The 25,944-nt window shown below is 40.8% G+C and carries 27 protein-coding genes and 1 other annotated feature; of the genes, 4 read left to right on the top strand and 23 right to left on the bottom strand.

Annotated features, from left to right (window positions below):
• Position 1 precedes the first annotated feature (1 nt).
• Genes rpmC through rpsJ form a run of 10 tightly spaced genes read right to left on the bottom strand, consistent with a single transcriptional unit; the run spans position 2 to position 4,773 of the window.
• The gene (rpmC, locus tag KHA97_RS22800; RefSeq protein ID WP_213127106.1) at positions 2-205 is read right to left on the bottom strand and encodes a 50S ribosomal protein L29; all 204 of its coding nucleotides are present in this window, start codon (positions 203-205) and stop codon (positions 2-4) included.
• Positions 195-629 carry a 50S ribosomal protein L16 gene (rplP, locus tag KHA97_RS22795; protein ID WP_213127105.1) on the bottom strand — a complete coding sequence of 145 codons (435 nt, stop codon included), beginning with the start codon at positions 627-629 and terminating at the stop codon, positions 195-197. Before rplP ends, rpmC begins: the two co-directional genes overlap by 11 nt.
• A gap of 2 nt (positions 630-631) precedes the next feature.
• Complete coding sequence (gene rpsC, locus KHA97_RS22790) at positions 632-1,288, bottom strand: 30S ribosomal protein S3 (RefSeq protein ID WP_213127104.1); 657 nt, start codon at positions 1,286-1,288, stop codon at positions 632-634.
• Positions 1,289-1,291: 3 nt separating this feature from the next.
• Entirely contained in the window at positions 1,292-1,633 is a 342-nt protein-coding gene (gene rplV, locus KHA97_RS22785; protein ID WP_213112012.1) for a 50S ribosomal protein L22, read from the bottom strand.
• Between the two features lie 18 nt (positions 1,634-1,651).
• On the bottom strand, positions 1,652-1,930 hold the full coding sequence (gene rpsS, locus KHA97_RS22780; protein ID WP_213127103.1) for a 30S ribosomal protein S19: 279 nt from the start codon (positions 1,928-1,930) through the stop codon (positions 1,652-1,654).
• 60 nt (positions 1,931-1,990) lie between these two features.
• Entirely contained in the window at positions 1,991-2,824 is an 834-nt protein-coding gene (gene rplB / locus KHA97_RS22775; protein WP_213127102.1) for a 50S ribosomal protein L2, read from the bottom strand.
• Between the two features lie 36 nt (positions 2,825-2,860).
• Positions 2,861-3,145, bottom strand: a complete 285-nt coding sequence (rplW, locus tag KHA97_RS22770) for a 50S ribosomal protein L23 (RefSeq protein ID WP_233713744.1) — start codon at positions 3,143-3,145, stop codon at positions 2,861-2,863.
• On the bottom strand, positions 3,145-3,768 hold the full coding sequence (rplD, locus tag KHA97_RS22765; RefSeq protein ID WP_213127101.1) for a 50S ribosomal protein L4: 624 nt from the start codon (positions 3,766-3,768) through the stop codon (positions 3,145-3,147). The genes rplW and rplD overlap by 1 nt, the downstream gene beginning before the upstream one ends.
• Before the next feature lie 29 nt (positions 3,769-3,797).
• Positions 3,798-4,427, bottom strand: a complete 630-nt coding sequence (gene rplC / locus KHA97_RS22760) for a 50S ribosomal protein L3 (protein ID WP_213127100.1) — start codon at positions 4,425-4,427, stop codon at positions 3,798-3,800.
• Between the two features lie 37 nt (positions 4,428-4,464).
• The gene (rpsJ, locus tag KHA97_RS22755; RefSeq protein ID WP_066145209.1) at positions 4,465-4,773 is read right to left on the bottom strand and encodes a 30S ribosomal protein S10; all 309 of its coding nucleotides are present in this window, start codon (positions 4,771-4,773) and stop codon (positions 4,465-4,467) included.
• A gap of 615 nt (positions 4,774-5,388) precedes the next feature.
• On the opposite strand from rpsJ, the gene KHA97_RS22750 reads away from it, so the two are divergent.
• Genes KHA97_RS22750 through KHA97_RS22735 form a run of 4 tightly spaced genes read left to right on the top strand, consistent with a single transcriptional unit; the run spans position 5,389 to position 8,914 of the window.
• Positions 5,389-6,327, top strand: a complete 939-nt coding sequence (locus KHA97_RS22750; protein ID WP_213127099.1) for a metal ABC transporter solute-binding protein, Zn/Mn family — start codon at positions 5,389-5,391, stop codon at positions 6,325-6,327.
• A gap of 11 nt (positions 6,328-6,338) precedes the next feature.
• Positions 6,339-7,094: a metal ABC transporter ATP-binding protein gene (locus KHA97_RS22745; RefSeq protein WP_213127098.1), complete on the top strand. Its 756-nt coding sequence runs from the start codon at positions 6,339-6,341 to the stop codon at positions 7,092-7,094.
• A gap of 15 nt (positions 7,095-7,109) precedes the next feature.
• Complete coding sequence (locus KHA97_RS22740) at positions 7,110-8,039, top strand: metal ABC transporter permease (RefSeq protein WP_213127097.1); 930 nt, start codon at positions 7,110-7,112, stop codon at positions 8,037-8,039.
• Complete coding sequence (locus tag KHA97_RS22735; protein WP_213127096.1) at positions 8,036-8,914, top strand: metal ABC transporter permease; 879 nt, start codon at positions 8,036-8,038, stop codon at positions 8,912-8,914. The genes KHA97_RS22740 and KHA97_RS22735 overlap by 4 nt, the downstream gene beginning before the upstream one ends.
• A gap of 558 nt (positions 8,915-9,472) precedes the next feature.
• Here KHA97_RS22735 and tuf read toward each other — a convergent pair.
• The 13 genes from tuf to nusG form a co-directional block, all read right to left on the bottom strand.
• Positions 9,473-10,660: an elongation factor Tu gene (gene tuf, locus KHA97_RS22730; protein ID WP_213127095.1), complete on the bottom strand. Its 1,188-nt coding sequence runs from the start codon at positions 10,658-10,660 to the stop codon at positions 9,473-9,475.
• 128 nt (positions 10,661-10,788) lie between these two features.
• Positions 10,789-12,867, bottom strand: coding sequence for an elongation factor G (gene fusA, locus KHA97_RS22725; protein WP_213127094.1), 2,079 nt, complete (start codon positions 12,865-12,867; stop codon positions 10,789-10,791).
• 51 nt (positions 12,868-12,918) lie between these two features.
• The gene (rpsG, locus tag KHA97_RS22720) at positions 12,919-13,389 is read right to left on the bottom strand and encodes a 30S ribosomal protein S7 (RefSeq protein WP_213127093.1); all 471 of its coding nucleotides are present in this window, start codon (positions 13,387-13,389) and stop codon (positions 12,919-12,921) included.
• Positions 13,390-13,426: 37 nt separating this feature from the next.
• Positions 13,427-13,846, bottom strand: a complete 420-nt coding sequence (rpsL, locus tag KHA97_RS22715; protein ID WP_213127092.1) for a 30S ribosomal protein S12 — start codon at positions 13,844-13,846, stop codon at positions 13,427-13,429.
• 102 nt (positions 13,847-13,948) lie between these two features.
• Positions 13,949-14,197: a 50S ribosomal protein L7ae-like protein gene (locus KHA97_RS22710; protein WP_213127091.1), complete on the bottom strand. Its 249-nt coding sequence runs from the start codon at positions 14,195-14,197 to the stop codon at positions 13,949-13,951.
• Between the two features lie 197 nt (positions 14,198-14,394).
• On the bottom strand, positions 14,395-17,988 hold the full coding sequence (rpoC, locus tag KHA97_RS22705; RefSeq protein WP_213127090.1) for a DNA-directed RNA polymerase subunit beta': 3,594 nt from the start codon (positions 17,986-17,988) through the stop codon (positions 14,395-14,397).
• Between the two features lie 56 nt (positions 17,989-18,044).
• Positions 18,045-21,599 (bottom strand): DNA-directed RNA polymerase subunit beta, encoded by a 3,555-nt coding sequence (rpoB, locus tag KHA97_RS22700; RefSeq protein WP_213127089.1) that lies wholly within the window; start codon positions 21,597-21,599, stop codon positions 18,045-18,047.
• Positions 21,600-21,992: 393 nt separating this feature from the next.
• On the bottom strand, positions 21,993-22,598 hold the full coding sequence (locus KHA97_RS22695; RefSeq protein WP_213127088.1) for a class I SAM-dependent methyltransferase: 606 nt from the start codon (positions 22,596-22,598) through the stop codon (positions 21,993-21,995).
• A 163-nt stretch (positions 22,599-22,761) separates the two neighbouring features.
• Positions 22,762-23,130: a 50S ribosomal protein L7/L12 gene (rplL, locus tag KHA97_RS22690; protein ID WP_325167536.1), complete on the bottom strand. Its 369-nt coding sequence runs from the start codon at positions 23,128-23,130 to the stop codon at positions 22,762-22,764.
• Positions 23,131-23,174: 44 nt separating this feature from the next.
• Positions 23,175-23,675, bottom strand: a complete 501-nt coding sequence (gene rplJ, locus KHA97_RS22685) for a 50S ribosomal protein L10 (RefSeq protein ID WP_213127086.1) — start codon at positions 23,673-23,675, stop codon at positions 23,175-23,177.
• A gap of 34 nt (positions 23,676-23,709) precedes the next feature.
• Positions 23,710-23,853 (bottom strand) — a sequence feature (ribosomal protein L10 leader region).
• 47 nt (positions 23,854-23,900) lie between these two features.
• Positions 23,901-24,590: a 50S ribosomal protein L1 gene (rplA, locus tag KHA97_RS22680; RefSeq protein ID WP_213127085.1), complete on the bottom strand. Its 690-nt coding sequence runs from the start codon at positions 24,588-24,590 to the stop codon at positions 23,901-23,903.
• A 213-nt stretch (positions 24,591-24,803) separates the two neighbouring features.
• Positions 24,804-25,229, bottom strand: a complete 426-nt coding sequence (rplK, locus tag KHA97_RS22675; RefSeq protein WP_213111992.1) for a 50S ribosomal protein L11 — start codon at positions 25,227-25,229, stop codon at positions 24,804-24,806.
• A 163-nt stretch (positions 25,230-25,392) separates the two neighbouring features.
• Complete coding sequence (gene nusG / locus KHA97_RS22670; RefSeq protein ID WP_213127084.1) at positions 25,393-25,926, bottom strand: transcription termination/antitermination protein NusG; 534 nt, start codon at positions 25,924-25,926, stop codon at positions 25,393-25,395.
• Positions 25,927-25,944 lie beyond the last annotated feature (18 nt).

The raw sequence follows: 25,944 nt of genomic DNA, 5'->3' as shown, positions 1-25,944 counted from the left end.
ATTATCGATTATTAACTTCGAGCTCTCTTTCACGAATCACAGTTTTCATACGTGCAATTTCTTTGCGAACTTCGCGAAGACGGGCAGTGTTTTCAAGTTGCCCAGTAGCTAATTGGAAACGAAGGTTAAATAATTCTTCCTTCAATGACTTTACATTTTGTTCAATCTCGGCAGTGGTTAGATCACGGATTTCATTAGCCTTCATTACGTTCACCACCAATTTCTTCTCGTTTTACAAACTTACATTTAATAGGAAGTTTGTGCGCAGCAAGACGAAGCGCTTCACGTGCCACCTCTTCTGATACACCTGCAATTTCAAACATGATTTTGCCAGGTTTTACTACTGCAACCCATCCTTCAGGGGCACCTTTACCAGAACCCATCCGAACTTCTAGAGGTTTTGCTGTATATGGTTTGTGAGGGAAAATTTTAATCCAAACTTTACCGCCACGTTTCATGAAACGAGTCATCGCAATCCTTGCGGCTTCGATTTGACGATTTGTAACCCAAGAAGCTTCTAGAGCTTGTAAACCAAATTCGCCAAATGCAACTTCTGTACCGCCTTTTGCACGACCACGCATTTTTCCGCGGTGTTCGCGACGATACTTAACGCGTTTAGGCATTAACATGATTATTTTCCTCCTTCCACAGATTTTTTCTTTTCTGGAAGGACCTCTCCACGATAAATCCATACTTTAACGCCGAGCTTGCCGTAAGTTGTATCTGCTTCAGCATGTGCATAGTCGATGTCAGCGCGAAGTGTATGAAGTGGAACTGTTCCTTCGCTATAATGTTCAGCACGAGCAATATCCGCTCCACCAAGACGGCCGGATACTTGTGTTTTAATTCCAAGTGCTCCCGCGCGCATAGTGCGTTGGATCGCTTGTTTTTGTGCACGACGGAAAGATACACGATTTTCCAATTGACGTGCGATATTTTCTGCTACGAGCTTCGCATCAAGATCTGCTTTTTTAATTTCGATGATATTAATGTGTACACGTTTGTTTGTTAGTTCGTTCAATGCTTTACGCAATGCTTCAACTTCGCTTCCACCTTTTCCGATAACCATGCCTGGCTTGGCAGTGTGGATTGTAATGTTGACGCGGTTTGCAGCACGCTCTATTTCAACACTAGAAACAGATGCATCAGACAAACGTTTTGTAATGTATTCACGAATTTTAATGTCTTCGTGTAATAACGTTGCGTAATCTTTGTCAGCGTACCATTTGGATTCCCAGTCACGGATAACGCCGATACGCATTCCGATTGGATTTACTTTTTGACCCACTAATTATCCCTCCTTCTTTTCTGATACCACGATCGTAATGTGGCTTGTGCGTTTGTTGATTTGGCTCGCACGACCTTGTGCACGCGGACGGAATCGTTTCATTGTTGGACCTTCGTCAACAAATGCCGCGGATACTAAAAGATTATTTACGTCCATATCATAATTGTGTTCTGCGTTTGCTATAGCAGATTTCAAAAGTTTCTCTACGATTGGGGAGGCAGCTTTTGGTGTTAGTTTCAAAATAGCAACTGCTTCGCCCACTTGCTTTCCTCGAATAAGATCAACTACTAAACGTGCTTTACGAGGAGCAATTCGAACTGTTCTTGCAACAGCTTTAGCTTGCATCAGGATGCCCTCCTCTCATTAGCGTCTTGTTTTTTTATCATCAGCTGCGTGGCCTTTATAAGCGCGTGTCGGCGCAAATTCACCAAGCTTATGGCCTACCATATCTTCACTGACATATACTGGAACATGTTTGCGGCCATCATAGACAGCGATCGTATGTCCTACGAAGTTTGGAAAAATTGTTGAACGGCGAGACCAAGTTTTAATTACTTGTTTTTTATCACTCTCGTTTAAGTTCTCTACTTTTTTCATTAAGTGCTCATCTACAAAAGGCCCTTTTTTCAGGCTGCGACCCATGGTTGAACCTCCCTTCGTGATTGCACTACGGTCCCTTCGATGAACCGTAGATTAATCGCGTTATTTTTTACGACGGCGTACAATAAATTTATCTGATTTGTTCGCTTTTTTACGAGTTTTGTAACCAAGAGTTGGTTTACCCCAAGGTGTAACAGGTGATTTACGTCCGATTGGTGTACGGCCTTCACCACCACCGTGTGGGTGATCATTCGGGTTCATAACAGATCCGCGTACGTGTGGACGTTTGCCCAACCAGCGAGAACGACCTGCTTTACCGACATTTACTAGTTCGTGTTGTTCGTTTCCTACTTGACCGATAGTTGCACGGCAAGTTGCAAGGATCATGCGAACCTCACCAGAATTCAAACGAACTAAAACATATTTTGTTCCTTCTTTACCAAGAACCTGTGCAGAAGTACCTGCAGAACGGACTAATTGTCCACCTTTTCCTGGTTTTAATTCAATGTTATGCACAACTGTACCAACTGGAATGTTAGCAAGTGGAAGTGCATTCCCAACTTTAATGTCAGCATCTGGTCCAGACATGACATCCATGCCGACTTTCAAGTTTTTAGGCGCTAAGATATAGCGTTTTTCACCATCATGATAGTTGATTAGTGCAATATTAGCGGAACGGTTTGGGTCATACTCAATTGTAGCAACGCGTCCTGGTATACCATCTTTAGTTCTTTTAAAGTCGATGATACGATATTGACGCTTATGACCACCGCCGCGAAAGCGAACTGTAGTTCTACCTTGGTTGTTACGGCCGCCTTTTTTATGAAGAGGCTCTAGTAATGATTTTTCTGGTTTATCAGTAGTGATGTCTGAAAAATCCAAAGCTGTCATATTACGACGTCCGTTTGAGGTAGGTTTGTATTTTTTGATCGCCATTTTATTCCCTCCTCTTAAACTCTTTTCACTGCGTTATTAGATTTCGAATAATTCGATTTCCTTGCTGTCTTCTGTTAACGTAACAACTGCTTTACGGCGTTTGTTTGTATAGCCACCGAAACGGCCCATACGCTTAAACTTACCTTTGTAGTTCATTACGTTTACCTTTGCAACTTTTACTCCGAAGATACTTTCAACTGCATCTTTCACTTGAGTTTTATTTGCCTTTACGTCCACTTCGAACGTATATTTTTTATCGGCCATGATATCAGTAGAACGCTCTGTGATAACGGGGCGCTTTAATACGTCACGTGCATCCATTATCCAAGCACCTCCTCTACTTTTTCAACTGCTGCTTTCGTCATGATCAATGTGTTATGTCCAACAACGTCCAACACGGAAATGTTGTTAGCATCCACAACTGTCACTCCAGGAATGTTTCTTGCAGATAACGCTACATTTTCATTAAGCGTTTCTGTTACAACAAGCGCTTTTTTTCCAACTGGAAGGTTAGAAAGGACGCTTACGAATTCTTTTGTTTTTGGTGCTTCAAAGTTTAATGACTCTAAAACTACTACGCTCTCTTCCAAAACCTTAGCAGAAAGTGCTGATTTAATTGCTAAACGGCGAACTTTCTTAGGAAGTTTGTAGCTGTAGCTACGTGGAACGGGACCGAATACTGTACCGCCTCCGCGCCATTGTGGTGAACGAATGGAACCTTGACGAGCACGGCCTGTTCCTTTTTGACGCCATGGCTTACGTCCGCCACCGCGTACTTCAGAACGGGTTTTCACTTTAGATGTTCCTTGTCTTAAAGAAGCTCTTTGCATAACGATCGCTTCAAATAATACATGGTTATTAGGTTCGATACCAAAAATGGATTCGTTAAGATCGATTTCACCAACCTTTGATCCAGCTTGGTTGTATACTGCTACTTTAGGCATTCCTATTTCCTCCTTTCCTTAAACGATATTTATCTCACTTTAATTCCTGTTTTGATTTCTAACATTGCTTTTTTCGGTCCTGGAACATTACCTTTTACTAAAATAAGGTTACGTTCTGCATCAACCTTTACAATAGGAAGGTTTTGAATTGTAATTCTTTCTCCACCTGTACGTCCTGGCAATGCTTTTTGCTTAAATACGCGAGCGGGATCAACAGCACCCATAGATCCTGGTCTGCGATGGTAGCGAGAACCGTGGGACATAGGTCCACGTGATTGTCCGTGGCGCTTAATTACACCTTGGAATCCTTTACCTTTTGAGATTCCTGTTACATCTACTAAATCGCCTTCTGCGAAAATATCAACCTTGACTTCCTGACCAACTTCAAACTCATCTAAATTAATTCCGTTAAATTCACGGACGAAGCGCTTAGGTGCAGTGTTTGCTTTAGCAAAACGCCCTTTTTCTGGTTTGTTAGCAAGCTTCTCGCGCTTGTCTTCAAATCCAAGCTGGACTGCTTCATATCCATCAGTTTCAACTGTTTTCTTTTGAAGAACTACGTTTGGAGCAGCTTCGATTACTGTTACAGGGATCAATTCACCGTTTTCAGCAAAAACCTGCGTCATTCCGATCTTTCTTCCTAAGATTCCTTTGGTCATGAGTCACACCTCCTGATTTCGTAATTAAATGTATTGATTATAATTTGATTTCAATGTCAACGCCTGATGGCAAGTCTAGTCTCATCAATGAATCTACAGTTTGTGGTGTAGGATTGATGATGTCGATTAGACGTTTATGTGTGCGCATTTCGAACTGCTCACGAGAATCCTTGTATTTGTGCACCGCACGAAGAATTGTGTAAACAGTTTTCTCAGTTGGCAATGGAATTGGCCCTGAGACATTTGCACCTGAACGTTTTGCAGTTTCTACGATTTTTTCAGCTGATTGATCAAGAATTCTATGATCATATGCCTTTAATCTAATACGAATTTTTTGTTTTGCCATTACTTTCCCTCCTTTATCGCCTATTTTTAAAATAGACATACTCCGTGAAAATTTCCCACACACTCGCCATGGCAAAGCGGCCGGGTGTGTCAGCAACCTTCCACATCATTGCAGTCAAAAACCAACATTATTCATTATACATAGATTATTGGACCAATGCAATATGTAATGAATAAAATCAATCTTTTTTTGCACCTGTCTTATTATACAGACGCGAACCTTCTATTTCAATAGAAGATTTTTTGGTAAATCCAAAATCTTTCCTTATTATATTGATTTCAATTCCAAGTAACAGATAAAAGCGATAGTGATTTTTTATTTGAAAAAGTGTTTACAAAACAAGGCCGTTTGTATAATATGGTTAATAAGTTGCCTTGGGTAAACATTTTGTCTATTGGTTATATTATTTTGATTCGGCTAATATTTTAACTTAAGGATAAATTTAAAATGCTTTTGCTATCTTGTACGTTGATTTTCGCTACTGGCCATGCATCTAGCGGGCAGCAAGTAGTCTCTTCTGCACTATTCTCTTTTTCCTGTAGGAGGATCTGGCCGTCCGCGACTGCTTTAAGAATTCAAATCCTTTAAAAAAGAAGAAAGTAGGAGAAAAGAAAAATGGTAAAGAGATTTGTTCTATCAATGTTAATGTTACTTTTAGTCATTTCTACAACAACAGCTTGTTCAAATGCAAATGCCACGAAGAAAAACAGTGATGGTAAAGTGAATGTTACAACAACGGTTGGAATGATTACTGATATCGTTAAAGTAGTTGGCGGAGAACATGTAAATGTGGTAGGACTTATGGGCTCTGGAGTAGATCCACATTTGTATAAAGCTTCTCAAGGAGACATTAAAAAGTTAGATCAAGCCGATATCATCTTTTATAACGGACTCCACCTTGAAGGAAAAATGGTTGAAATCTTCGAAAGAATGGCTAAGAAGAAGCCAACTGTAGCAGTATCGGATAATATTGATCGTTCAAGTCTACGTTTAGGAAACGAAGATATGGGAACGGAATATGACCCTCACATTTGGTTCAATGTAGCGCATTGGATGAAGGCGACAGAAAGTGTTCGTGATAGCTTAATTGAAATCGATCCAGCTCATAAGGAAGTCTATGAAGAAAATGCAGCAAATTATTTAAAACAATTAGAGGAACTTGATAATGAAGTTAGAGAAAAAATTGCTTCTATACCTGAATCGGGGCGAGTACTTGTAACAGCACATGATGCTTTTGGGTATTTTGGAGATGCTTACGATATTAGAGTTATGGGATTGCAAGGAATTAGTACTGCATCCGAGGCAGGTACTAAGGATTTAATTGATTTACGTGATTATTTAGTGAATAACCAAATTAAAGCTGTATTTATCGAATCTAGTGTTCCTCGCAAAGCAATTGATGCTGTCATTCAAGGTGCTAGCGAAAAAGGACATAACGTGGAGATTGGCGGAGAATTATTCTCCGATGCAATGGGTGAAGACGGAACTCCAGAAGGGACTTATATTGGAATGGTTCGTCATAATGTGAACACGATTGTAAACGCACTTAAATAGGAGGATAGGATATGAGTACCCCATTAAACATAAATGATTTATCTGTTGCTTATCAAAAAAAACCGGTACTTCGAAATATTTCTTTCGAAGTACCGGAAGGGAAATTAATTGGGATTGTCGGCCCGAATGGAGCCGGAAAATCTACCTTAATTAAAGCGGCACTTGGATTAATTCCCCGTTTATCAGGCTCAGTAGAAATATATGGACGTCCTTATCGTCTCCAACGAAAAATTGTAGGATATGTCCCGCAAAGGGAATCGGTTGATTGGGACTTTCCAACAAATGCATTAGATGTGGTCATGATGGGGAGATATGGACATTTAGGGTGGATAAAAAGACCGGGTCGGGCAGAAAAAGATTTTGCAATGGAATGCTTAGACAAAGTTGGTATGGCCGACTTTGCCTCAAGGCAAATTAGCCAACTTTCAGGCGGCCAGCAGCAACGGATTTTTTTAGCTCGAGCGCTGGCACAGGATGCAAAGTTGTATTTTATGGATGAACCCTTTGTAGGGGTAGATGCAGCAACTGAAAAGGCTATTATTACACTATTGAATGATTTAAAAGCAGAGGGAAAGACAGTGCTTGTTGTCCACCACGATTTAGCAACAGTTAAAGACTATTTCGACTGGGTGCTTTTATTAAATGTTGAATTGAAAGCTTTTGGACCGACAAATAGTGTATTTACTCCTGAAAAACTACAGCAAACATATGGCGGAAAACTTGCTATGCTTGAAAATGAAAATCAATCCTCTCTAATCATTACGTAAAGGAAGGTGAACAAAATGCTTGAAGGATTAAAAATCTTTTTAGATCCAAATACACAGTGGATCCTTTTTGGCAGCATGTTGCTCGGCTTATGCAGTGGAGTCATTGGAAGTTTTGCCTATTTACGAAAACAATCGTTAATGGGAGATGCTTTGTCTCATGCAGCTCTCCCTGGCGTTTGTATTGCCTTTATGCTAACAGGCTCAAAGTCAGTTTTTTTCTTTTTAATTGGTGCATCGATAGCCGGAATCATTGCAACATTTGGAATTGGGTTTATCACCCGCCACACTAGAATTAAACAAGATTCAGCTTTAGCCATTGTCCTAACTGTTTTTTTTGGACTTGGTATCGTTCTTCTTACTGAGATTCAACATAGTGGGACTGGAAATCAAAGTGGGTTAGATAAATTTTTATTCGGGCAAGCGGCCGCTCTCGTTTTATCAGATGTGTTAATTATGGCTATCACCTCTATTATATTGATAAGCGTATGTATACTTCTCTTTAAGGAATTTAAATTAACAAGCTTTGACCCTGGATTTGCTAGTGGGATGGGATTTCCCGTTGCTTTTCTAGAGCAGCTGATCATGCTTCTTATTGTAATGGCAGTCGTAATTGGAATCCAGGCTGTTGGTGTCGTTCTGATGTCTGCCTTGCTTATTACGCCTGCTGTTTCAGCTAGATATTGGACAGAAAAGCTAAGCGTAATGGTATTTTTGTCCGGAATCTTTGGAGCGCTTAGCGGCATGGTGGGAACGTATATAAGTGCGAGTGGCAACAACTTGCCTACTGGCCCAATCATTGTCCTTGCGGCGACCGCATTTTTCATTTTATCCGTCATATTTGCCCCGGGAAGAGGATTATTATCTAAACTTCTAATTCACCTCCTGGCGAAACGTGCAGTAAAAACATCTAGAGTCAAATTAAAAGGAAAGGAGAGGACGGTGTGAGTGCTTTTTGGATTATTTTAACTGGGGCATTGGTGGCAAGTGCCTGCGGTCTTGTCGGATGCTTTCTAGTATTACGAAAAATGGCTATGATCGGAGATGCAATCAGTCATGCCGTTCTTCCAGGCATCGTCATCGCCTTTCTTATTAGCGGGTCAAGAGACTCATTGGTAATGCTATTTGGTGCGGCGATCATCGGACTCATTACCGTATTCTTAATCCAACTCTTCACTCAAAGCGGTGTCCAGTCTGATGCTTCGATCGGAGTAGTATTTACAGCATTGTTTGCAGTTGGAATTGTCCTCATTAGCTTGTTCACGAGGGATATCGATTTGGATTTAGATTGTGTTCTCTACGGTGAAATTGCTTATGTACCATGGAACACGATTGATTTTATGGGCATCGGTATAGGTCCGAAAACTGTATGGGGAGTCGGCCTCTCCTTGTTATTCAGTGTGCTCGTTATTTCTTTATTCTATAAACAGTTTAAAATTTGTTCCTTTGATCCAGCAATGGCAGCAGCCGTTGGAATTCCCGTTGCTTTGTTTCATTATTTACTTATGGGACTCGTTTCGGTTACAACGGTTGCTTCCTTTGAAAGTGTTGGAGCCATTCTCGTCGTTGGAATGCTAGTCGTGCCACCCGCAACTGCCTATTTATTGACTGAAAAGCTTAGTCGAATGATTTTTTATACAATTATCATTGGCTGTATTAGTTCCATTATCGGTTATTATGTAGCCAGTATATTGGACGCATCCATTGCAGGCAGCATGATTTGTGTAGCGGGCGGGATATTTTTAATCACGCTGCTATTTTCACCGTCACACGGAGTAGTAATGAGGAAATTAAAACAGAAGAAATTAATTCAGGTCGTTTAAAGTTAGTTGCTTGGAGGGGAAGAGACGTACTCTTGCAGATGAAAAATATATTAAATAGCCCACAGGAACTCCAAGTGCCGAGGATGCTCACCATTTGTGTCTCCCAACAGCTGCAAATCGACTATTAGATTTCTCCTTCCCTTTCTTAAATAATTCAACACGGTCGTCTTGACTAGTTGCGGTGACAGTCCCCTCTTGGTCAAAATTGTCAAAATCAATCGAACAGCAATTGTAGCATATTCAAGAGTGCTTGTACGATTCAAGGCGGATTGTACAACAATTGTAGCAAATGCCCAAGTTTTTGTGCGAATCAAGTCCAATCGCTCAGCAATTGTAAAAAATTCCTATATTCTTGTGCAATTCAAGAGCAATCGAACAACAATCGTGACAAACACCATCGTTCTTTTGCTAATCTCGAACTCTATCCCTGCAAGTTGGTATTAGTAATAATATTAAAAAAATGTTTCAACTACTATTTCATAAAAAATCCTCGATAATGAAAAAATACAAAAACAAAAAAGCAGCAGGGAATGAATCCCTTGCTGCTTTTTATCATTATTACTTTTCGATTGTTGATACAACGCCAGAACCAACTGTACGTCCACCTTCACGGATAGAGAAACGAGTTCCGTCTTCGATCGCGATTGGTGAAATCAATTCAACAGTCATTTCTACGTTGTCGCCAGGCATTACCATTTCTACTCCTTCTGGAAGATGAACGATTCCAGTTACGTCAGTAGTACGGAAGTAGAATTGTGGGCGGTAGTTAGTGAAGAATGGAGTATGACGTCCACCTTCTTCTTTAGATAATACGTAAACTTCAGCTTTGAAGTTTGTATGTGGTGTGATTGTACCAGGCTTTGCTAATACTTGACCACGTTGAATTTCTTCACGTGCTACACCACGAAGAAGAGCACCGATGTTGTCTCCAGCTTCTGCAAAGTCAAGAAGCTTACGGAACATTTCAACTCCAGTTACAACAACTTTTCTTGATTCTTCAGCAAGACCGATGATTTCAACTTCTTCACCGACTTTAACTTGTCCACGCTCTACACGTCCAGTAGCAACTGTACCACGACCTGTGATAGAGAATACGTCCTCAACAGGCATCATGAATGGCTTGTCAGTGTCACGTTCTGGAGTTGGTACGTAGTCGTCAACAGCGTCCATTAGTTCAACGATTTTTTCTTCCCACTCAGGGTCTCCTTCAAGAGCTCTAAGAGCAGAACCTTTAACAACAGGAATGTCGTCGCCAGGGAAATCATATTCAGAAAGAAGATCACGAATCTCCATTTCTACTAGCTCAAGAAGTTCTTCATCGTCAACCATGTCACATTTGTTCATGAATACAACGATGTAAGGAACACCTACGTTACGAGAAAGAAGAATGTGCTCACGAGTTTGTGGCATTGGGCCGTCAGCAGCAGAAACTACAAGAATAGCTCCGTCCATTTGCGCAGCACCAGTGATCATGTTTTTTACATAGTCAGCGTGTCCTGGGCAATCAACGTGTGCGTAGTGACGCTTTTCAGTTTCATATTCAACGTGAGAAGTAGAGATTGTAATTCCACGCTCGCGCTCTTCAGGAGCGTTATCGATCATGTCATAACCTTTAGCTTCTCCGCCGCCACGTTTTGACATAACTGTCGTAATAGCAGCTGTAAGAGTTGTTTTACCATGGTCAACGTGACCAATAGTACCAATATTAGCATGTTCTTTGGAACGATCAAATTTAGCTTTAGCCATTTGAAAATCCTCCTTTTATTTAAGAAAAATAGTAAGTATGAGAGGCGCTTTAAAACTAGAATATTAATTTTAAAGCGACTCCTAGCATATCTAATAGTAGTTATACTTGATTAATGATATAAAATCAATTATTGACCGCTATTTTTTTTGATAATTTCTTCCGAAATTGATTTCGGCACTTCTTCGTAATGATCAAAGAACATTGTATATGTTCCACGACCTTGTGTATTAGAACGAAGTGATGTTGCATAACCAAACATTTCGGCAAGAGGAACGAACGCTTTAACGACTTGTGCGTTTCCACGTGCTTCCATTCCTTCTACACGTCCACGGCGTGATGTAATATCACCCATGATATCTCCAAGGTATTCCTCAGGGATTACGACTTCAACTTTCATAAGTGGCTCAAGCAATACTGGGTTACATTTTTTCACAGCGTTTTTAAGTGCCATAGAAGCTGCGATTTTAAATGCCATCTCACTCGAGTCAACATCATGGTAAGAACCGTCAAATAGTCTCGCTTTAACGTCGATTAATGGGTAACCAGCAAGTACACCGTTTGCCATTGAATCTTCAAGACCAGCTTGTACAGCAGGGACATATTCACGAGGAACAACCCCACCCACGATTCCATTTTCAAATTCGAAGCCTTTTCCTTCTTCGTTAGGGGAGAATTCAATCCATACATGACCGAATTGTCCACGACCACCGGATTGGCGAACGAACTTACCTTCTACTTGAGCAGAAGTACGGAATGTTTCACGGTATGATACTTGAGGAGCACCGACGTTTGCTTCTACCTTGAATTCACGTCTCATACGGTCAACAAGGATGTCTAAGTGAAGCTCACCCATACCAGAGATAACAACTTGACCTGTTTCAGGATTTGTTTCCGCACGGAATGTAGGATCCTCTTCTTGAAGCTTTGCAAGGGCAGAACCCATTTTGTCTTGGTCTGCTTTAGATTTCGGTTCAATTGCAACTGAGATAACTGGTTCAGGGAATTCCATAGACTCTAAGATAACTAAATCTTTTTCGTCACATAGTGTGTCTCCCGTACCTGTATCTTTTAGACCAACCGCAGCTGCGATATCCCCACTGTATGCAGTAGAAATTTCTTCACGGTGATTGGCATGCATTTGCAGAATACGTCCGATACGTTCGCGTTTACCTTTCGTGGAGTTTTGAACGTAAGATCCAGAGTTCAAAGTTCCAGAGTATACACGGAAGAACGTTAGACGACCAACATAAGGGTCGGTCATTACTTTGAAAGCAAGTGCCGAGAATGGCTCGCTATCGTCAGCATGACGAGCAACCTCTTCGTCTGTATCAGGAACAATCCCTTTAATAGATTCAATATCAGTCGGTGCAGGCAAGTAATCAAGAACTGCGTCAAGTACTTTCTGAACACCTTTGTTTTTAAATGCTGTTCCGCAAAGAACTGGGTAAAATTCTACCTTCAATGTTGCCTGACGGATGGCAGCTTTTAATTCTTCGACGGAGATTTCTTCTCCTTCGAGATATTTCATCATAAGTTCTTCATCAAAATCCGCAACAGCCTCAATTAAGCCTGCGCGCATTTCTTCCGCTTGGTCACGTAGATCTTCAGGAATTTCTCCTTCAACAGCATCAAGTGCTGCGTCTCCTTCGTAGAACCATGCTTTCATTTCTACAAGATCAACCATACCTGTGAAGGTATCTTCTGCACCAATTGGAAGTTGAATTGGATGTGCATTTGCTTGTAGACGATCATGAAGTGTTTTAACAGAGTATAGGAAGTCCGCACCGATTTTATCCATTTTATTAACGAATACAATCCGTGGAACACCGTAAGTTGTTGCTTGGCGCCAAACTGTTTCAGTTTGAGGCTCAACACCTGATTGAGCGTCAAGTACAGTTACAGCTCCATCAAGTACACGTAAAGAACGTTCAACTTCAACTGTGAAGTCTACGTGCCCTGGTGTGTCAATGATGTTTACACGGTAGCCTTTCCATTGTGCAGTTGTTGCAGCAGATGTAATGGTAATCCCGCGCTCCTGCTCCTGTTCCATCCAGTCCATTTGTGAAGCACCTTCATGTGTTTCACCAATTTTATGAATGCGCCCTGTATAGAAAAGAATACGTTCGGTAGTAGTAGTTTTACCGGCATCAATATGAGCCATAATTCCGATATTACGAGTCTTTTCTAAGGAGAATTCTCTTGGCATTTCGTATTTCTCCTTCCTGGGATGAGTAGTAAAATTTTATAAAATGATATCTTACCAGCGATAATGTGCAAATGCTTTGTTTGCTTCAGCCATTTTATGCATATCTTCACGCTTTTTAACAGAAGCTCCAGTATTATTGGCTGCGTCCATAATTTCATGAGCTAGACGCTCTTCCATTGTTTTTTCTCCGCGAAGACGAGCGTAGTTTACTAACCAGCGCAATCCTAATGTTGAACGGCGGTCTGGACGAACTTCAACTGGTACTTGGTAGTTAGCACCACCTACACGGCGAGCTCTAACTTCCAATACTGGCATAATATTTTTCAAAGCTTGATCGAATACTTCCATAGCATCCTTACCTGTACGGTCTTGGATGATATCAAAAGCTGCATAAAGAATTGTTTGTGCTTTACCTCTTTTACCGTCTACCATAAGCTTGTTGATTAGACGAGTTACAAGCTTTGAGTTGTGAATTGGATCCGGTAATACGTCTCTTTTTGCTACAGGTCCTTTACGTGGCATCGGTGTTCCTCCTTTCGATGATTGTATTTAATATGAATTATTTTTTAACTTTAGGTTTTTTCGTACCGTATTTAGAGCGGCTTTGTGCACGGTTTTCAACACCAGCAGTATCAAGTGCTCCACGTACAATGTGATAACGCACACCCGGTAAGTCTTTTACACGGCCTCCACGAATAAGCACAACACTGTGCTCTTGTAGGTTATGGCCAATACCAGGGATATAAGCTGTTACCTCGATTCCGTTTGTCAAACGAACACGCGCATATTTACGCAATGCTGAGTTTGGTTTTTTCGGAGTCATTGTACCAACACGTGTACATACTCCACGCTTTTGAGGTGAAGATACGTTTGTGTTCACTTTCTTAAAGCTGTTATAACCTTTGTTAAGTGCTGGAGAGTCAGAAGTTGTCACTTTTGACTTTCTGTTTTTACGCACTAATTGGTTAATTGTAGGCATTTTTGTTCCTCCCTTCGGTCTTTTTATAAGCCCACACATCCAGGTGGTTCTTTTTAAGGCAAAAAACAAGTTTTTGCAGGTGAAAATACTGCAAAAACACCTTTAATGAATAATGGCAACAGTTGTTGCTCCGACATCAATGCCGCATGCTTTCCCAAGCTTTTTCATAGAGTCCACTATTGTAATGGGTACATCCATTTCTTCAGCTGTGTGAATAATACTTTCCGTAATTCGTGAATCTGCATCAGATGCAACGAATACTTCTTGTACATGCCCTGATTTAAGAGCTCTTACTGTCTGTTTTGTTCCTACGATCACATTTGAAGCCTGTGACACTTTTTCATAAGACATTTTCCATATCCTCCAAAGTAACAGGTATAATGATAGGAGCACCTTGAATATAGTAACATCTGTCATTTTCTATGTCAATAAAAAATGTAAAAAACATATAAGAAAAGCGGAATCGCATGTTTATCTGTTTTAAACAAGAGATATTGCTAGCCGACAAAGCCGCCGACTAGCAACATTATAAATACGATTGAAATTACTTACTCTGCGTTCACTACTTCGTCTTCTTCTACCATAACGGAAGCTGCCTTGCGATACCTCTGCATCCCTGTTCCAGCAGGAACGAGCTTTCCGATAATGACATTCTCTTTTAAGCCAAGTAGTTCGTCTGTCTTTCCTTTGATGGCAGCGTCTGTAAGTACGCGAGTTGTCTCTTGGAAAGAAGCAGCCGACAAGAAAGAGTCTGTTTCTAGTGAAGCTTTTGTAATACCTAACAACACTGGACGACCGGTTGCAGGTTGTTTTCCTTCAAGAAGTGCTTTTTGGTTGGCATCCGTAAATTGGTGGACATCAAGTAGTGTACCCGGTAATACATCTGTATCACCTGCATCAGCCACACGTACTTTTCTGAGCATTTGGCGAACCATTACTTCAACGTGCTTATCGCCAATCTCAACCCCTTGCATACGGTAAACCTTTTGAACTTCAAGAAGCAAATACTCTTGAACTGCAGCAACATCGCGAACACGAAGTAATTCTTTCGGATCAATTGACCCTTCTGTTAATTCTTGACCGCGTGTAACTTGATCATTAACTGCAACTTTTAAACGTGCAGTATACGGCGCGTTATATGTGCGTGTCTCAATTTCACCTTGGACAACAATCTCATGCTGACGATCGCGTCCTTCCGAAATAGAAGTGACGACACCGCTAATTTCAGTTATAACGGCAACCCCTTTAGGATTACGTGCTTCAAACAACTCTTGGATACGTGGAAGACCTTGTGTAATATCGTCTCCCGCAACCCCTCCTGTATGGAAGGTTCTCATCGTTAATTGTGTTCCCGGTTCTCCGATTGATTGTGCTGCAATAATACCTACAGCTTCACCGACATCCACGACAGATCCAGTGGCTAGGTTACGGCCGTAGCATTTTTTACATACGCCATGGCGGGTGTTACATGTAAATGCGGAACGAATCCAAACATCTTGAATCCCTACATTTTCAATTTCTTTAGCTAGATCTTCGTTAATAAGTTCATTTTCTGAAACTAAGACTTCGCCTGTTTCAGGATGAACAATTTTCTTCCTAGCATAGCGGCCAATTAAACGCTCTTCAAGCGGTTCAATTATTTCGGAACCATCTCTAAGCGCTGAAACAAGGAGTCCTCTATCTGTTCCACAGTCATCCTCACGAATAATTACATCTTGTGCAACGTCCACGAGTCTTCTTGTTAAATAACCAGAGTCCGCTGTTTTCAATGCCGTATCTGCAAGACCTTTACGAGCACCGTGTGTCGAGATAAAGTACTCTAGAACTGTTAGACCTTCACGGAAGCTTGATTTGATTGGCAACTCAATGATTCTTCCTGCCGGGTTCGCCATGAGTCCCCTCATACCTGCAAGCTGAGTAAAGTTAGAAGCGTTACCCCTCGCTCCAGAGTCACTCATCATGAAGATAGGATTCAATCTTTCTAATGTTTTCATTAGTTTACTTTGAATCGTATCCTTAGCAGCGCTCCAGATGGAGATAACACGATCATAGCGTTCTTCCTCAGTAATGAGACCACGCTTGAATTGCTTTAAGACATTGTCTACCTTATTTTGTGCTTCATTCAAAATCGTTTCTTTTTCAGCTAAAACGACGATATCTGATACCCCGACTGTAATCCCTGCCTTAGTTGAATACCTAAATCCAAGGTTTTTCATACGGTCAAGCATTTTCGAAGTTTCTGTAATATGGAAACGTTTGAAGATTTCAGAGATGATATTCCCTAAAATTTTCTTTTTGAATGGTTCCACAATTGGTTGTTCTTTTATGAACTCGGCCACATTTGTGGTTGGTTTAATGAAATATTTTTCCGGTGTATTTCCTTCTAAATTTTCATTAGTCGGTTCATTAATATATGGGAAAGATGGTGGAAGAATCTCGTTAAAGATCAACTTACCTACAGTTGTCACTAATAGGCTATTGTTTTGTTCTTCCGTAAATCTTTCATTTTTCAAAGAGCTTGCTTGAATCGCAATTCGGGAATGAAGATGAACATAGCCATTTTGATACGCAATTAAAGCTTCATTCGTATCTTTGAATACCATTCCTTCTCCATCTGCATTTTCACGCTCAAGAGTTAAATAATAGTTACCAAGTACCATATCCTGAGACGGTGTTACAACTGGTTTACCGTCACGCGGATTCAGGATGTTTTGTGCTGCAAGCATTAATAATCGTGCTTCTGCTTGTGCTTCCGCAGATAGTGGTACGTGAACAGCCATTTGGTCTCCATCAAAGTCAGCGTTATATGCCGTACAAACTAGAGGATGGAGTCTAATCGCTCTTCCCTCTACTAGAGTTGGTTCAAACGCTTGAATACCTAGTCTGTGAAGGGTTGGTGCCCTGTTTAATAGAACTGGGTGCTCACGAATAACATCTTCGAGTACGTCCCAAACTTCTGGCTGAACTCGCTCAATTTTCCGCTTCGCACTTTTTATATTGTGGGCAAGGCCTTTTTCAACCAATTCCTTCATGACGAATGGCTTAAATAGTTCAAGAGCCATTTCTTTCGGTAAACCACATTGATACATTTTTAAGTTAGGACCTACGACGATAACGGAACGGCCAGAATAGTCGACACGTTTTCCAAGAAGGTTTTGACGGAAGCGTCCTTGTTTTCCTTTTAACATATGGGAAAGGGATTTTAACGGACGGTTTCCTGGACCTGTTACAGGTCTTCCTCTTCTACCATTGTCAATCAAAGCATCAACCGCTTCTTGAAGCATCCGTTTTTCGTTTTGAACGATAATACTTGGCGCTCCTAGATCTAATAATCTTTTCAAACGATTGTTACGGTTGATTACGCGACGATATAAGTCGTTTAAATCAGAAGTGGCAAAACGTCCACCTTCAAGCTGAACCATCGGACGCAATTCTGGTGGAATGACAGGAAGAACGTCTAGCACCATCCATTCAGGTTGGTTTCCTGAGTGGCGGAATGCCTCAATTACTTCCAAACGCTTAATAGCGCGAGTACGACGTTGTCCTTGTGCTGTTTTGAGTTCCTCTTTAAGAACGTCTGCTTCTTTTTCAAGATCGATATCTTGAAGCAATTTTTTAATCGCTTCTGCACCCATGGATGCTTGAAATTGCGAACCGTATTTCTCACGGTATGCACGATATTCTTTCTCAGAAAGAAGCTGCTTTTTATCTAGGGTCGTATTACCCACATCTGTCACAACGTAAGATGCAAAGTAGATGATTTCTTCCAAAGCGCGAGGGGACATGTCGAGGACAAGTCCCATGCGGCTTGGAATACCTTTGAAATACCATATGTGTGAAACTGGTGCAGCTAGTTCAATATGCCCCATTCTTTCACGACGGACTTTCATACGTGTCACTTCAACGCCACAGCGATCACATACGACTCCCTTGTAGCGAACACGCTTATACTTTCCACAATGACATTCCCAATCCTTTGTTGGACCGAAAATACGCTCACAGAACAAACCGTCTTTTTCTGGTTTCAATGTACGATAGTTGATTGTTTCTGGTTTTTTCACTTCACCGTAAGACCAAGAACGGATTTTATCCGGTGAAGCAAGACCGATTTTCATATACTCAAAATTATTAACATCCAGCAAGGGGCCTACCTCCCTTTTCGTCTACAGGTTTTACCCTTATTGCTAATTTCAAGGTATTATTCATGTGATGCTGCCGTTTCTTCTACTTTAGCATCTGGAGCAATATTCAGTGTGTCAGCCTGGTTAACATCGTCATCATCATCCAGGTCACGCATTTCTATTTCTTCTTCATCACCTGATAGGATTTTAACATCCATACCAAGACTCTGAAGTTCTTTGATTAATACTTTAAATGATTCTGGCACTCCTGGTTCAGGAACATTTTCACCTTTTACGATGGCTTCATATGTTTTCACACGACCAACAACATCATCAGATTTAACTGTAAGAATTTCTTGGAGTGTGTAAGCTGCACCATATGCTTCAAGTGCCCAAACTTCCATTTCTCCAAAACGCTGTCCACCAAATTGTGCCTTACCACCAAGCGGCTGCTGGGTAACAAGCGAGTATGGTCCTGTAGAGCGAGCGTGGAGCTTATCGTCAACCATGTGAGCAAGTTTGATCATATACATAATCCCTACAGACACGCGGTTATCAAAAGCTTCACCTGTTCTACCATCATAAAGGACTGTTTTTGCGTCGGTTGCCATTCCTGCTTCTTCAATCGTTTCCCAAACATCTTCTTCAGTAGCACCATCAAAAACAGGTGATGCCATGTGAAGGCCTAGACTTCTGGCAGCCATACCCAAGTGCAGCTCTAGTACTTGCCCGATATTCATACGGGATGGTACTCCTAATGGGTTAAGCATGACATCGATCGGAGTTCCGTCCGGCATATACGGCATATCTTCTTCAGGTAGGATTCGGGAAATAACCCCTTTGTTTCCATGGCGTCCTGCCATTTTATCCCCTTCAGAAATTTTTCGTTTTTGAACGATATACACGCGAACAAGTTGATTTACTCCCGGTGGAAGTTCATCTCCTGCTTCACGATTGAACACTTTTACGTCTAATACGATTCCGCCGCCGCCATGTGGTACACGAAGTGATGTATCGCGAACTTCACGAGCTTTTTCACCAAAGATTGCATGAAGGAGACGCTCTTCTGCTGTTAGTTCCGTAACACCTTTAGGAGTTACTTTACCAACGAGCAAATCGCCATCTTTTACTTCAGCACCGATACGGATAATTCCACGCTCATCTAGATTGCGCAGCGCATCTTCTCCAACGTTCGGAATATCACGTGTCATTTCTTCTGGTCCAAGCTTCGTATCACGGGCTTCAGATTCATATTCTTCAATATGGATTGAAGTATATACATCGTCTTTCACAAGGCGTTCACTCATAATGATCGCATCTTCATAGTTATATCCTTCCCATGTCATAAATCCGACAAGGACGTTTCTTCCAAGAGCAAGCTCTCCTTTATCCATCGAAGGACCATCGCCTAGGATTTCTCCTTTAGTTACACGATCTCCTACACTCACGATTGGACGCTGGTTGTAGCATGTTCCTTGGTTAGAACGAATAAACTTTTGCATGCGATATTTGTGAAGATCACCTTTTACTTCTTGACCATCGACTTCTTTAATGTTGCGAACCCATACTTCACGGGATTCTACGTGTTCAACAATTCCGTCATGCTTACAGATAACCGCAGCACCAGAGTCTTTCGCTGATACGTATTCCATACCAGTTCCTACAAGAGGAGCTTCCGGCTGCATAAGCGGAACAGCTTGACGTTGCATGTTCGCTCCCATTAGGGCACGGTTTGAGTCATCGTTCTCCAAGAATGGAATACAGGCTGTTGCCGCTGAAACAACTTGTTTCGGCGATACATCCATGTAGTCAATGCGGTCTCTTCTTACAACAGTATTTTCTCCACGGAAACGAGCAATAACTTCCTCGTTTAAGAATCCGCCATCTTCAGTAAGAGGAGCATTTGCTTGTGCAACAACATAATTATCTTCTTCATCCGCAGTTAGATAATCGATTTGGGTCGTAACTAACCCCGTTTCAGGGTCAACACGACGATATGGAGTTTCAATAAAGCCAAAACGATTCACTTTTGCGAAACTGGATAAAGAGTTGATCAAGCCGATATTTGGGCCCTCAGGCGTTTCAATTGGACACATACGACCATAGTGTGAGTAGTGAACGTCGCGGACTTCAAAGCCTGCACGTTCACGGGTTAATCCACCTGGTCCAAGTGCAGATAGACGACGTTTATGGGTTAACTCCGCAAGCGGATTTGTTTGATCCATAAATTGTGAAAGCTGAGAACTACCGAAAAACTCTTTAATAGATGCGATAACTGGGCGAATATTAATCAACTGCTGTGGAGTAATCGTATTAATGTCTTGAATGGACATACGCTCTCTTACGACACGCTCCATACGAGATAAACCGATTCTAAACTGGTTTTGCAATAATTCACCTACAGATCGAAGACGGCGATTACCAAGGTGATCGATGTCATCTGTGTCTCCAACTCCGTATAGCAAATCAAAGAAATAGCTTATAGAAGCAATGATGTCAGCAGGTGTAATATTTTTGATAGCCTCTTCAACATAAGCATTTCCAATTACATTGATGACCTTTTCTTCATCTTCATTAGGAGCATAAATTTTGATGGATTGCACAACAATATCACCATCTAATACTCCACCATGTTGATTATAAGTTTTAAAACCAGTCCCACTTTCTAGATGAGAGAGGATTCTATCCAAATTACGGCGATCAAGCACGGTGCCTTCTTCAGCAATAATCTCCCCTGTTTCCGGATCAGCTAATGTTTCAGCTAATCGCTGGCCAAAAAGACGATTTTTAATATGGAGTTTTTTATTTAATTTATAACGTCCAACACTTGCAAGGTCGTATCTTTTTGGATCAAAGAACCTGGAAACGAGCAAACTTTTTGCGTTTTCCACCGTAGGAGGTTCACCAGGACGAAGACGTTCATAAATCTCAAGCAAGGCTTTTTCAATGCTTTCCGTATTGTCCTTTTCAAGTGTATTACGCAGATATTCATTATCTCCGATTAAGTCTATGATTTCTTGATCAGAACCAAATCCTAATGCTCGCAAAAGAACCGTAACCGGTAATTTTCTCGTGCGGTCGATGCGTACGTAGACAACATCTTTAGCATCTGTTTCGTATTCTAACCATGCACCACGATTTGGAATGACTGTAGCTGTAAAACCTTTTTTCCCGTTCTTATCGAGTTTTCCGTTATAGTACACACTCGGTGAACGGACAAGCTGCGATACAATTACGCGTTCGGCACCATTAATAATAAAGGTACCCATTTCTGTCATAAGCGGGAAATCACCCATAAATACATCTTGGTCTTTCACTTCACCTGTTTCTTTATTAACAAGGCGGAGCTTAACCCGTAGCGGAGCGGAATAAGTTGCATCTCGCTCTTTTGATTCTTCTACTGAGTATTTGGGTTCTCCGAGACTGTAATCAATAAATTCCAATGAAAGATTGCCGGCAAAATCCTCGATTGGCGAGATGTCCTGGAACATTTCCCTTAAGCCCTCATCAAGAAACCACTGATAAGAAGAAGATTGGATTTCGATAAGATTCGGAAGCTCCAATACTTCACTGATACGCGCAAAGCTTCTGCGCTTCCTGTGCCGTCCGTACTGAACTAGTTGACCTGTCAACCGATTCACCCCTCAAATCATGCGTTTTAATGATTGCATTTCCTCTGGATAAACCAGAAAAAATGGTGTATCATAGAACAAAAAGAAAAATGGTTTTACTTTGAAAACCACATTTTTCACATGACGAACTATTATTTTATAATCTTTTCCAACTTTGCCAACTTCCATACTTTTAATAATGAAATTGACAAAAGATTAGAAAACACTATATTCGCATTTTACAATGCTACCACAAGCCTGAATACAAGTCAATATTTTTTATTCTAATGAAAGCATAAGTTTTTATAGGCTGTTACTTGATTTAAGGCTTTGTTTGACTAGTTCCCGAGCCTATCAAATAGTAAACTTCCTTCACTTTCATTTGCGTAAGTCAAACGACGTTGAACAAGGTGCTTACGCTTTTTTTATTGCTTTTAAAATGTAATAGCCCTTCTTTTTCACCACTGTCTCCACGTCGCTGAATAATTCTTCGATCTTTGCTTTCGCCGACGGAGCTCCTTGCTTCTTTTGAATGACTACCCATAACTCTCCATCAGACTTTAAACGATGGAAACTTTGTTCAAAAATATCATGAACGACATCTTTTCCAGCCCGAATAGGTGGATTGGTTAATATTGCCGCAAAGTTTTCCTCACTCACATTTGCTAATCGATCACTTTCATATATTTCTACATTATAGATGCTATTTTGCTCGGCATTTTCTTTTGCCAGTGCGATTGCACGCTGGTTAACATCAATCATATGAATCAACCGATCCGGAAAATCCTTTGCAATACTCAAGCCAATCGGGCCATATCCACACCCTACATCCAATATCGGACCGGCCGTTTCCGGAGGTTCGAATGTATCTATTAATAATCGGGATCCAAAGTCCACTTCACCTTTTGAAAAAACACCATGATCCGTTTTAAAACGAAATGTATAATTTCTCAATTCTGCATTCCAATATTTCGGATCACTTACAACTTCAGGTTCGCGTGAATAATAATGTTCAACCATGCGATGACCTCCTTTGAACCCTTAATTCAATAGAATGTTCCAAACCTTTTACTCCTATTAAAATAGGACGACCAATAAAATCACTTATAAATATAGTTTTATAAAAAATTAGCGAAAAAAAGCCCGCTTTAAAAGCAGCGAGCTTTTTATTTTTTCTAGATGATTACTTAACTTCGACGCCAGCTCCAACTTCTTCAAGTTTAGCTTTGATTTCTTCAGCTTCTTCTTTAGCTACGCCTTCTTTAAGTGGTTTTGGAGCATTGTCAACAAGCTCTTTTGCTTCTTTTAAGCCAAGGCCTGTGATTTCGCGAACAACTTTGATAACTTTAATTTTTTGTGCACCAGCGCTAGCAAGTACTACATCAAATTCAGTTTGTTCTGCAGCAGCTTCGCCACCAGCAGCACCGCCAACTACAGCTACAGGAGCAGCAGCAGTTACGCCAAATTCTTCTTCAATTGCTTTAACAAGATCGTTTAATTCAAGAACTGTCATATTTTTGACAGCTTCGATGATTTGTTCTTTAGTCATTATTTATTTCCTCCGTTAATTTTATTGTTTTTTAATAATATCCGAAATTATGCGCTCTGTTCTTCTTTTTGATCTGCAACAGCTTTAGCTGCAAGTGCCAAGTTACGAACAGGAGCTTGAAGAACGCTAAGCAACATAGAAAGCAATCCTTCGCGAGATGGAAGATCTGCAAGCGCCTTGACTTCTTCAACAGTTGCAATATTACCTTCGATTACACCAGCTTTGATTTCAAGTGCCTCATTCTTTTTAGCAAATTCGCTCAAAATTTTAGCAGGCGCTACAACGTCATCCGTACTGAATGCGATAGCGTTTGGTCCTGTTAATGACTCATTCAAACCTGTAAGTTCGGCAACTTCTGCCGCACGGCGTGTCATTGAGTTTTTGTAAACTTTGAATTCAATGCCCGCTTCGCGAAGTTGTTTACGAAGTTCAGTTACTTGGGCAACTGTCAATCCACGGTAATCAACTACCACTGTAGAAACACTTGATTTTAACTTCTCAGAAATTTCTTCTACAAGTTGTTTCTTTTGCTCAATTACTTTGCTCATCCTTACACCTCCTAGATTCCCAAATGGACATTTATACCATATACAAAAAACCTCCATAAATAGACATGGAGGTTTTACGAATCAATCATTCGAACAGATTGATTATATATCGCAAGGACCTCGGCAGGAAATTAAGCTTTTCAGCACCTACTGTCTACGGTACAAATGATTAAATTTTCAACAAAGAGTATTCTATCAGATAGCAAACTGACAGTCAACTATTTTTTATACTGAAGAAGGATCAACTTTTACGCCAGGTCCCATTGTTGAAGTAACTGTAACGTTCTTCATGTAAGTACCTTTTGCAGCAGCTGGCTTCGCTTTTAATAATGTATCGAAAATAGTAGCAAAGTTTTCAACAAGCTTTTCTTTATCGAAAGAAACTTTTCCGATAGGAACGTGGATAATACCAGATCTGTCTACACGGTATTCAACTTTACCAGCTTTAATTTCGTTTACAGCTTTTGTTACATCAAATGTAACTGTACCTGTTTTAGGGTTTGGCATTAAACCTTTAGGTCCAAGTGTACGACCAAGTTTACCAACTTCACCCATCATGTCTGGAGTAGCAACGATTACATCAAATTCGAACCAACCTTGGTTGATTTTATTAATGTATTCTGCATCTCCTACGTAATCAGCACCAGCAGCTTCTGCTTCCTTTAGCTTTTCACCTTTAGCAAATACTAATACGCGTTGAGTTTTACCTGTACCATTTGGAAGTACAACTGCGCCGCGGATTTGTTGGTCTGCTTTTTTAGGATCTACCCCTAAACGGAAAGCTGCTTCAACTGTTGCATCAAATTTTGCATAATCAACTTTTTTCACAAGTTCAATTGCTTCGTCGATTGCATAAGCTTTTGAACGATCAACTTGCTTCAAAGCTTCTACATATTTCTTACCTTTTTTAGCCATTAATATTTCCTCCTATATTGTGGTTTTAGCGGAATGTGACCTCCCACGTCGAAAAGCGCAGGCACCTTGCACATCGACGTACGGTTTTACATTCACCCTGACTTATGGTGGAAAGGGATCTGAAATCCGTATTCGATAGGCGCCGGAGCTAAACACTCAAAAGGAAGGCTAGATGCAGCCTCCCTCTATCAACAGCCTTTCTTTCAATCAAAATCAGTCTTCGATTTTGATACCCATGCTGCGTGCAGTGCCTTCAACCATTAGCATAGCTGCTTCAACGCTAGCTGCATTTAGGTCTGGCATTTTTGTTTCAGCGATTTCACGTACTTTATCGCGTTTTACAGTTGCGACTGACTTTTTATTTGGTTCACCAGAACCTGACTCGATACCAGCTGCTTTTTTAAGCAAAACGGCAGCAGGCGGAGTTTTTGTGATGAATGTAAAAGAACGGTCTTCAAATACCGTGATTTCAACTGGAATGATTAAGCCAGCTTGATCTGCTGTACGAGCGTTAAACTCCTTACAGAATCCCATGATATTTACACCTGCTTGACCTAGTGCTGGTCCAACTGGTGGAGCTGGATTCGCTTTGCCCGCAGGAATTTGTAATTTTACAAGTTTAATTACTTTTTTAGCCACGAGACACACCTCCTTAAGTCCGTGATGTGGTAAATGGGTGTTCACCCTCCCACTCAACATATCAAAATATAAGATATTATTCTTTGATCAGTTCTCCGTATTAGAAGCACACTGACCTAGAAGATATTATCACTTTTCACAATATATTTCAAGTTGTTTCAAATTATAATTTCTCAATTTGTGTGAAGTCTAATTCAACAGGCGTTTCTCGACCAAACATGTTGACCATTACTCTTGCTTTGCCTTTTGTTTGATCCATATCTTCGATTTTTCCAGTAAAATTGGCAAACGGTCCTTCTTTTACCGTTACGGTTTCACCAGGTTCAAATTTCACATCAACGCGTTTTTCGTCCATTCCCATCCGTTTAAGGATGAAAGAAATTTCTTCAGGCAATAATGGCGTTGGCTTTGAACCTGATCCAGAAGAGCCGACAAATCCTGTCACTCCTGGTGTATTTCGCACAACATACCAAGAATCATCTGTCATGATAATTTCAACTAAAACATAACCCGGGAAAACTTTCCTTTTCACAAGTTTCTTTTTACCGTTTTTAAAATCGGTCTCCTCGTCTTCAGGAACGATTACCCGGAAAATTTTATCCTGCATGCCCATGGATTCTACACGTTTCTCAAGGTTCGCTTTAACTTTGTTTTCATAGCCGGAATAAGTATGGACAACATACCAGTTCTTTTCCATTTAGTAGGACGCTATGTC

Origin of the sequence: Lederbergia citri (assembly GCF_018343625.1) — a bacterium.
Classification (GTDB): Bacteria; Bacillota; Bacilli; order Bacillales; family Bacillaceae_C; genus Lederbergia; species Lederbergia citri.
This window is presented reverse-complemented; position numbering and strand designations above follow the sequence as displayed.

What these genes read in the sequence shown, in the direction of transcription:
- rpmC (WP_213127106.1), bottom strand. Translation starts at nt 205, where the DNA reads ATGAAGGCTAATGAAATCCGTGATCTAACCACTGCCGAGATTGAACAA.
- rplP (WP_213127105.1), bottom strand. Translation starts at nt 629, where the DNA reads ATGTTAATGCCTAAACGCGTTAAGTATCGTCGCGAACACCGCGGAAAA.
- rplV (WP_213112012.1), bottom strand. Translation starts at nt 1,633, where the DNA reads ATGCAAGCTAAAGCTGTTGCAAGAACAGTTCGAATTGCTCCTCGTAAA.
- rpsS (WP_213127103.1), bottom strand. Translation starts at nt 1,930, where the DNA reads ATGGGTCGCAGCCTGAAAAAAGGGCCTTTTGTAGATGAGCACTTAATG.
- rplB (WP_213127102.1), bottom strand. Translation starts at nt 2,824, where the DNA reads ATGGCGATCAAAAAATACAAACCTACCTCAAACGGACGTCGTAATATG.
- rplW (WP_233713744.1), bottom strand. Translation starts at nt 3,145, where the DNA reads ATGGATGCACGTGACGTATTAAAGCGCCCCGTTATCACAGAGCGTTCT.
- rplD (WP_213127101.1), bottom strand. Translation starts at nt 3,768, where the DNA reads ATGCCTAAAGTAGCAGTATACAACCAAGCTGGATCAAAGGTTGGTGAA.
- rplC (WP_213127100.1), bottom strand. Translation starts at nt 4,427, where the DNA reads ATGACCAAAGGAATCTTAGGAAGAAAGATCGGAATGACGCAGGTTTTT.
- rpsJ (WP_066145209.1), bottom strand. Translation starts at nt 4,773, where the DNA reads ATGGCAAAACAAAAAATTCGTATTAGATTAAAGGCATATGATCATAGA.
- KHA97_RS22750 (WP_213127099.1), top strand. Translation starts at nt 5,389, where the DNA reads ATGGTAAAGAGATTTGTTCTATCAATGTTAATGTTACTTTTAGTCATT.
- KHA97_RS22745 (WP_213127098.1), top strand. Translation starts at nt 6,339, where the DNA reads ATGAGTACCCCATTAAACATAAATGATTTATCTGTTGCTTATCAAAAA.
- KHA97_RS22740 (WP_213127097.1), top strand. Translation starts at nt 7,110, where the DNA reads ATGCTTGAAGGATTAAAAATCTTTTTAGATCCAAATACACAGTGGATC.
- tuf (WP_213127095.1), bottom strand. Translation starts at nt 10,660, where the DNA reads ATGGCTAAAGCTAAATTTGATCGTTCCAAAGAACATGCTAATATTGGT.
- fusA (WP_213127094.1), bottom strand. Translation starts at nt 12,867, where the DNA reads ATGCCAAGAGAATTCTCCTTAGAAAAGACTCGTAATATCGGAATTATG.
- rpsG (WP_213127093.1), bottom strand. Translation starts at nt 13,389, where the DNA reads ATGCCACGTAAAGGACCTGTAGCAAAAAGAGACGTATTACCGGATCCA.
- rpsL (WP_213127092.1), bottom strand. Translation starts at nt 13,846, where the DNA reads ATGCCTACAATTAACCAATTAGTGCGTAAAAACAGAAAGTCAAAAGTG.
- KHA97_RS22710 (WP_213127091.1), bottom strand. Translation starts at nt 14,197, where the DNA reads ATGTCTTATGAAAAAGTGTCACAGGCTTCAAATGTGATCGTAGGAACA.
- KHA97_RS22695 (WP_213127088.1), bottom strand. Translation starts at nt 22,598, where the DNA reads ATGGTTGAACATTATTATTCACGCGAACCTGAAGTTGTAAGTGATCCG.
- rplJ (WP_213127086.1), bottom strand. Translation starts at nt 23,675, where the DNA reads ATGAGCAAAGTAATTGAGCAAAAGAAACAACTTGTAGAAGAAATTTCT.
- rplA (WP_213127085.1), bottom strand. Translation starts at nt 24,590, where the DNA reads ATGGCTAAAAAAGGTAAGAAATATGTAGAAGCTTTGAAGCAAGTTGAT.
- nusG (WP_213127084.1), bottom strand. Translation starts at nt 25,926, where the DNA reads ATGGAAAAGAACTGGTATGTTGTCCATACTTATTCCGGCTATGAAAAC.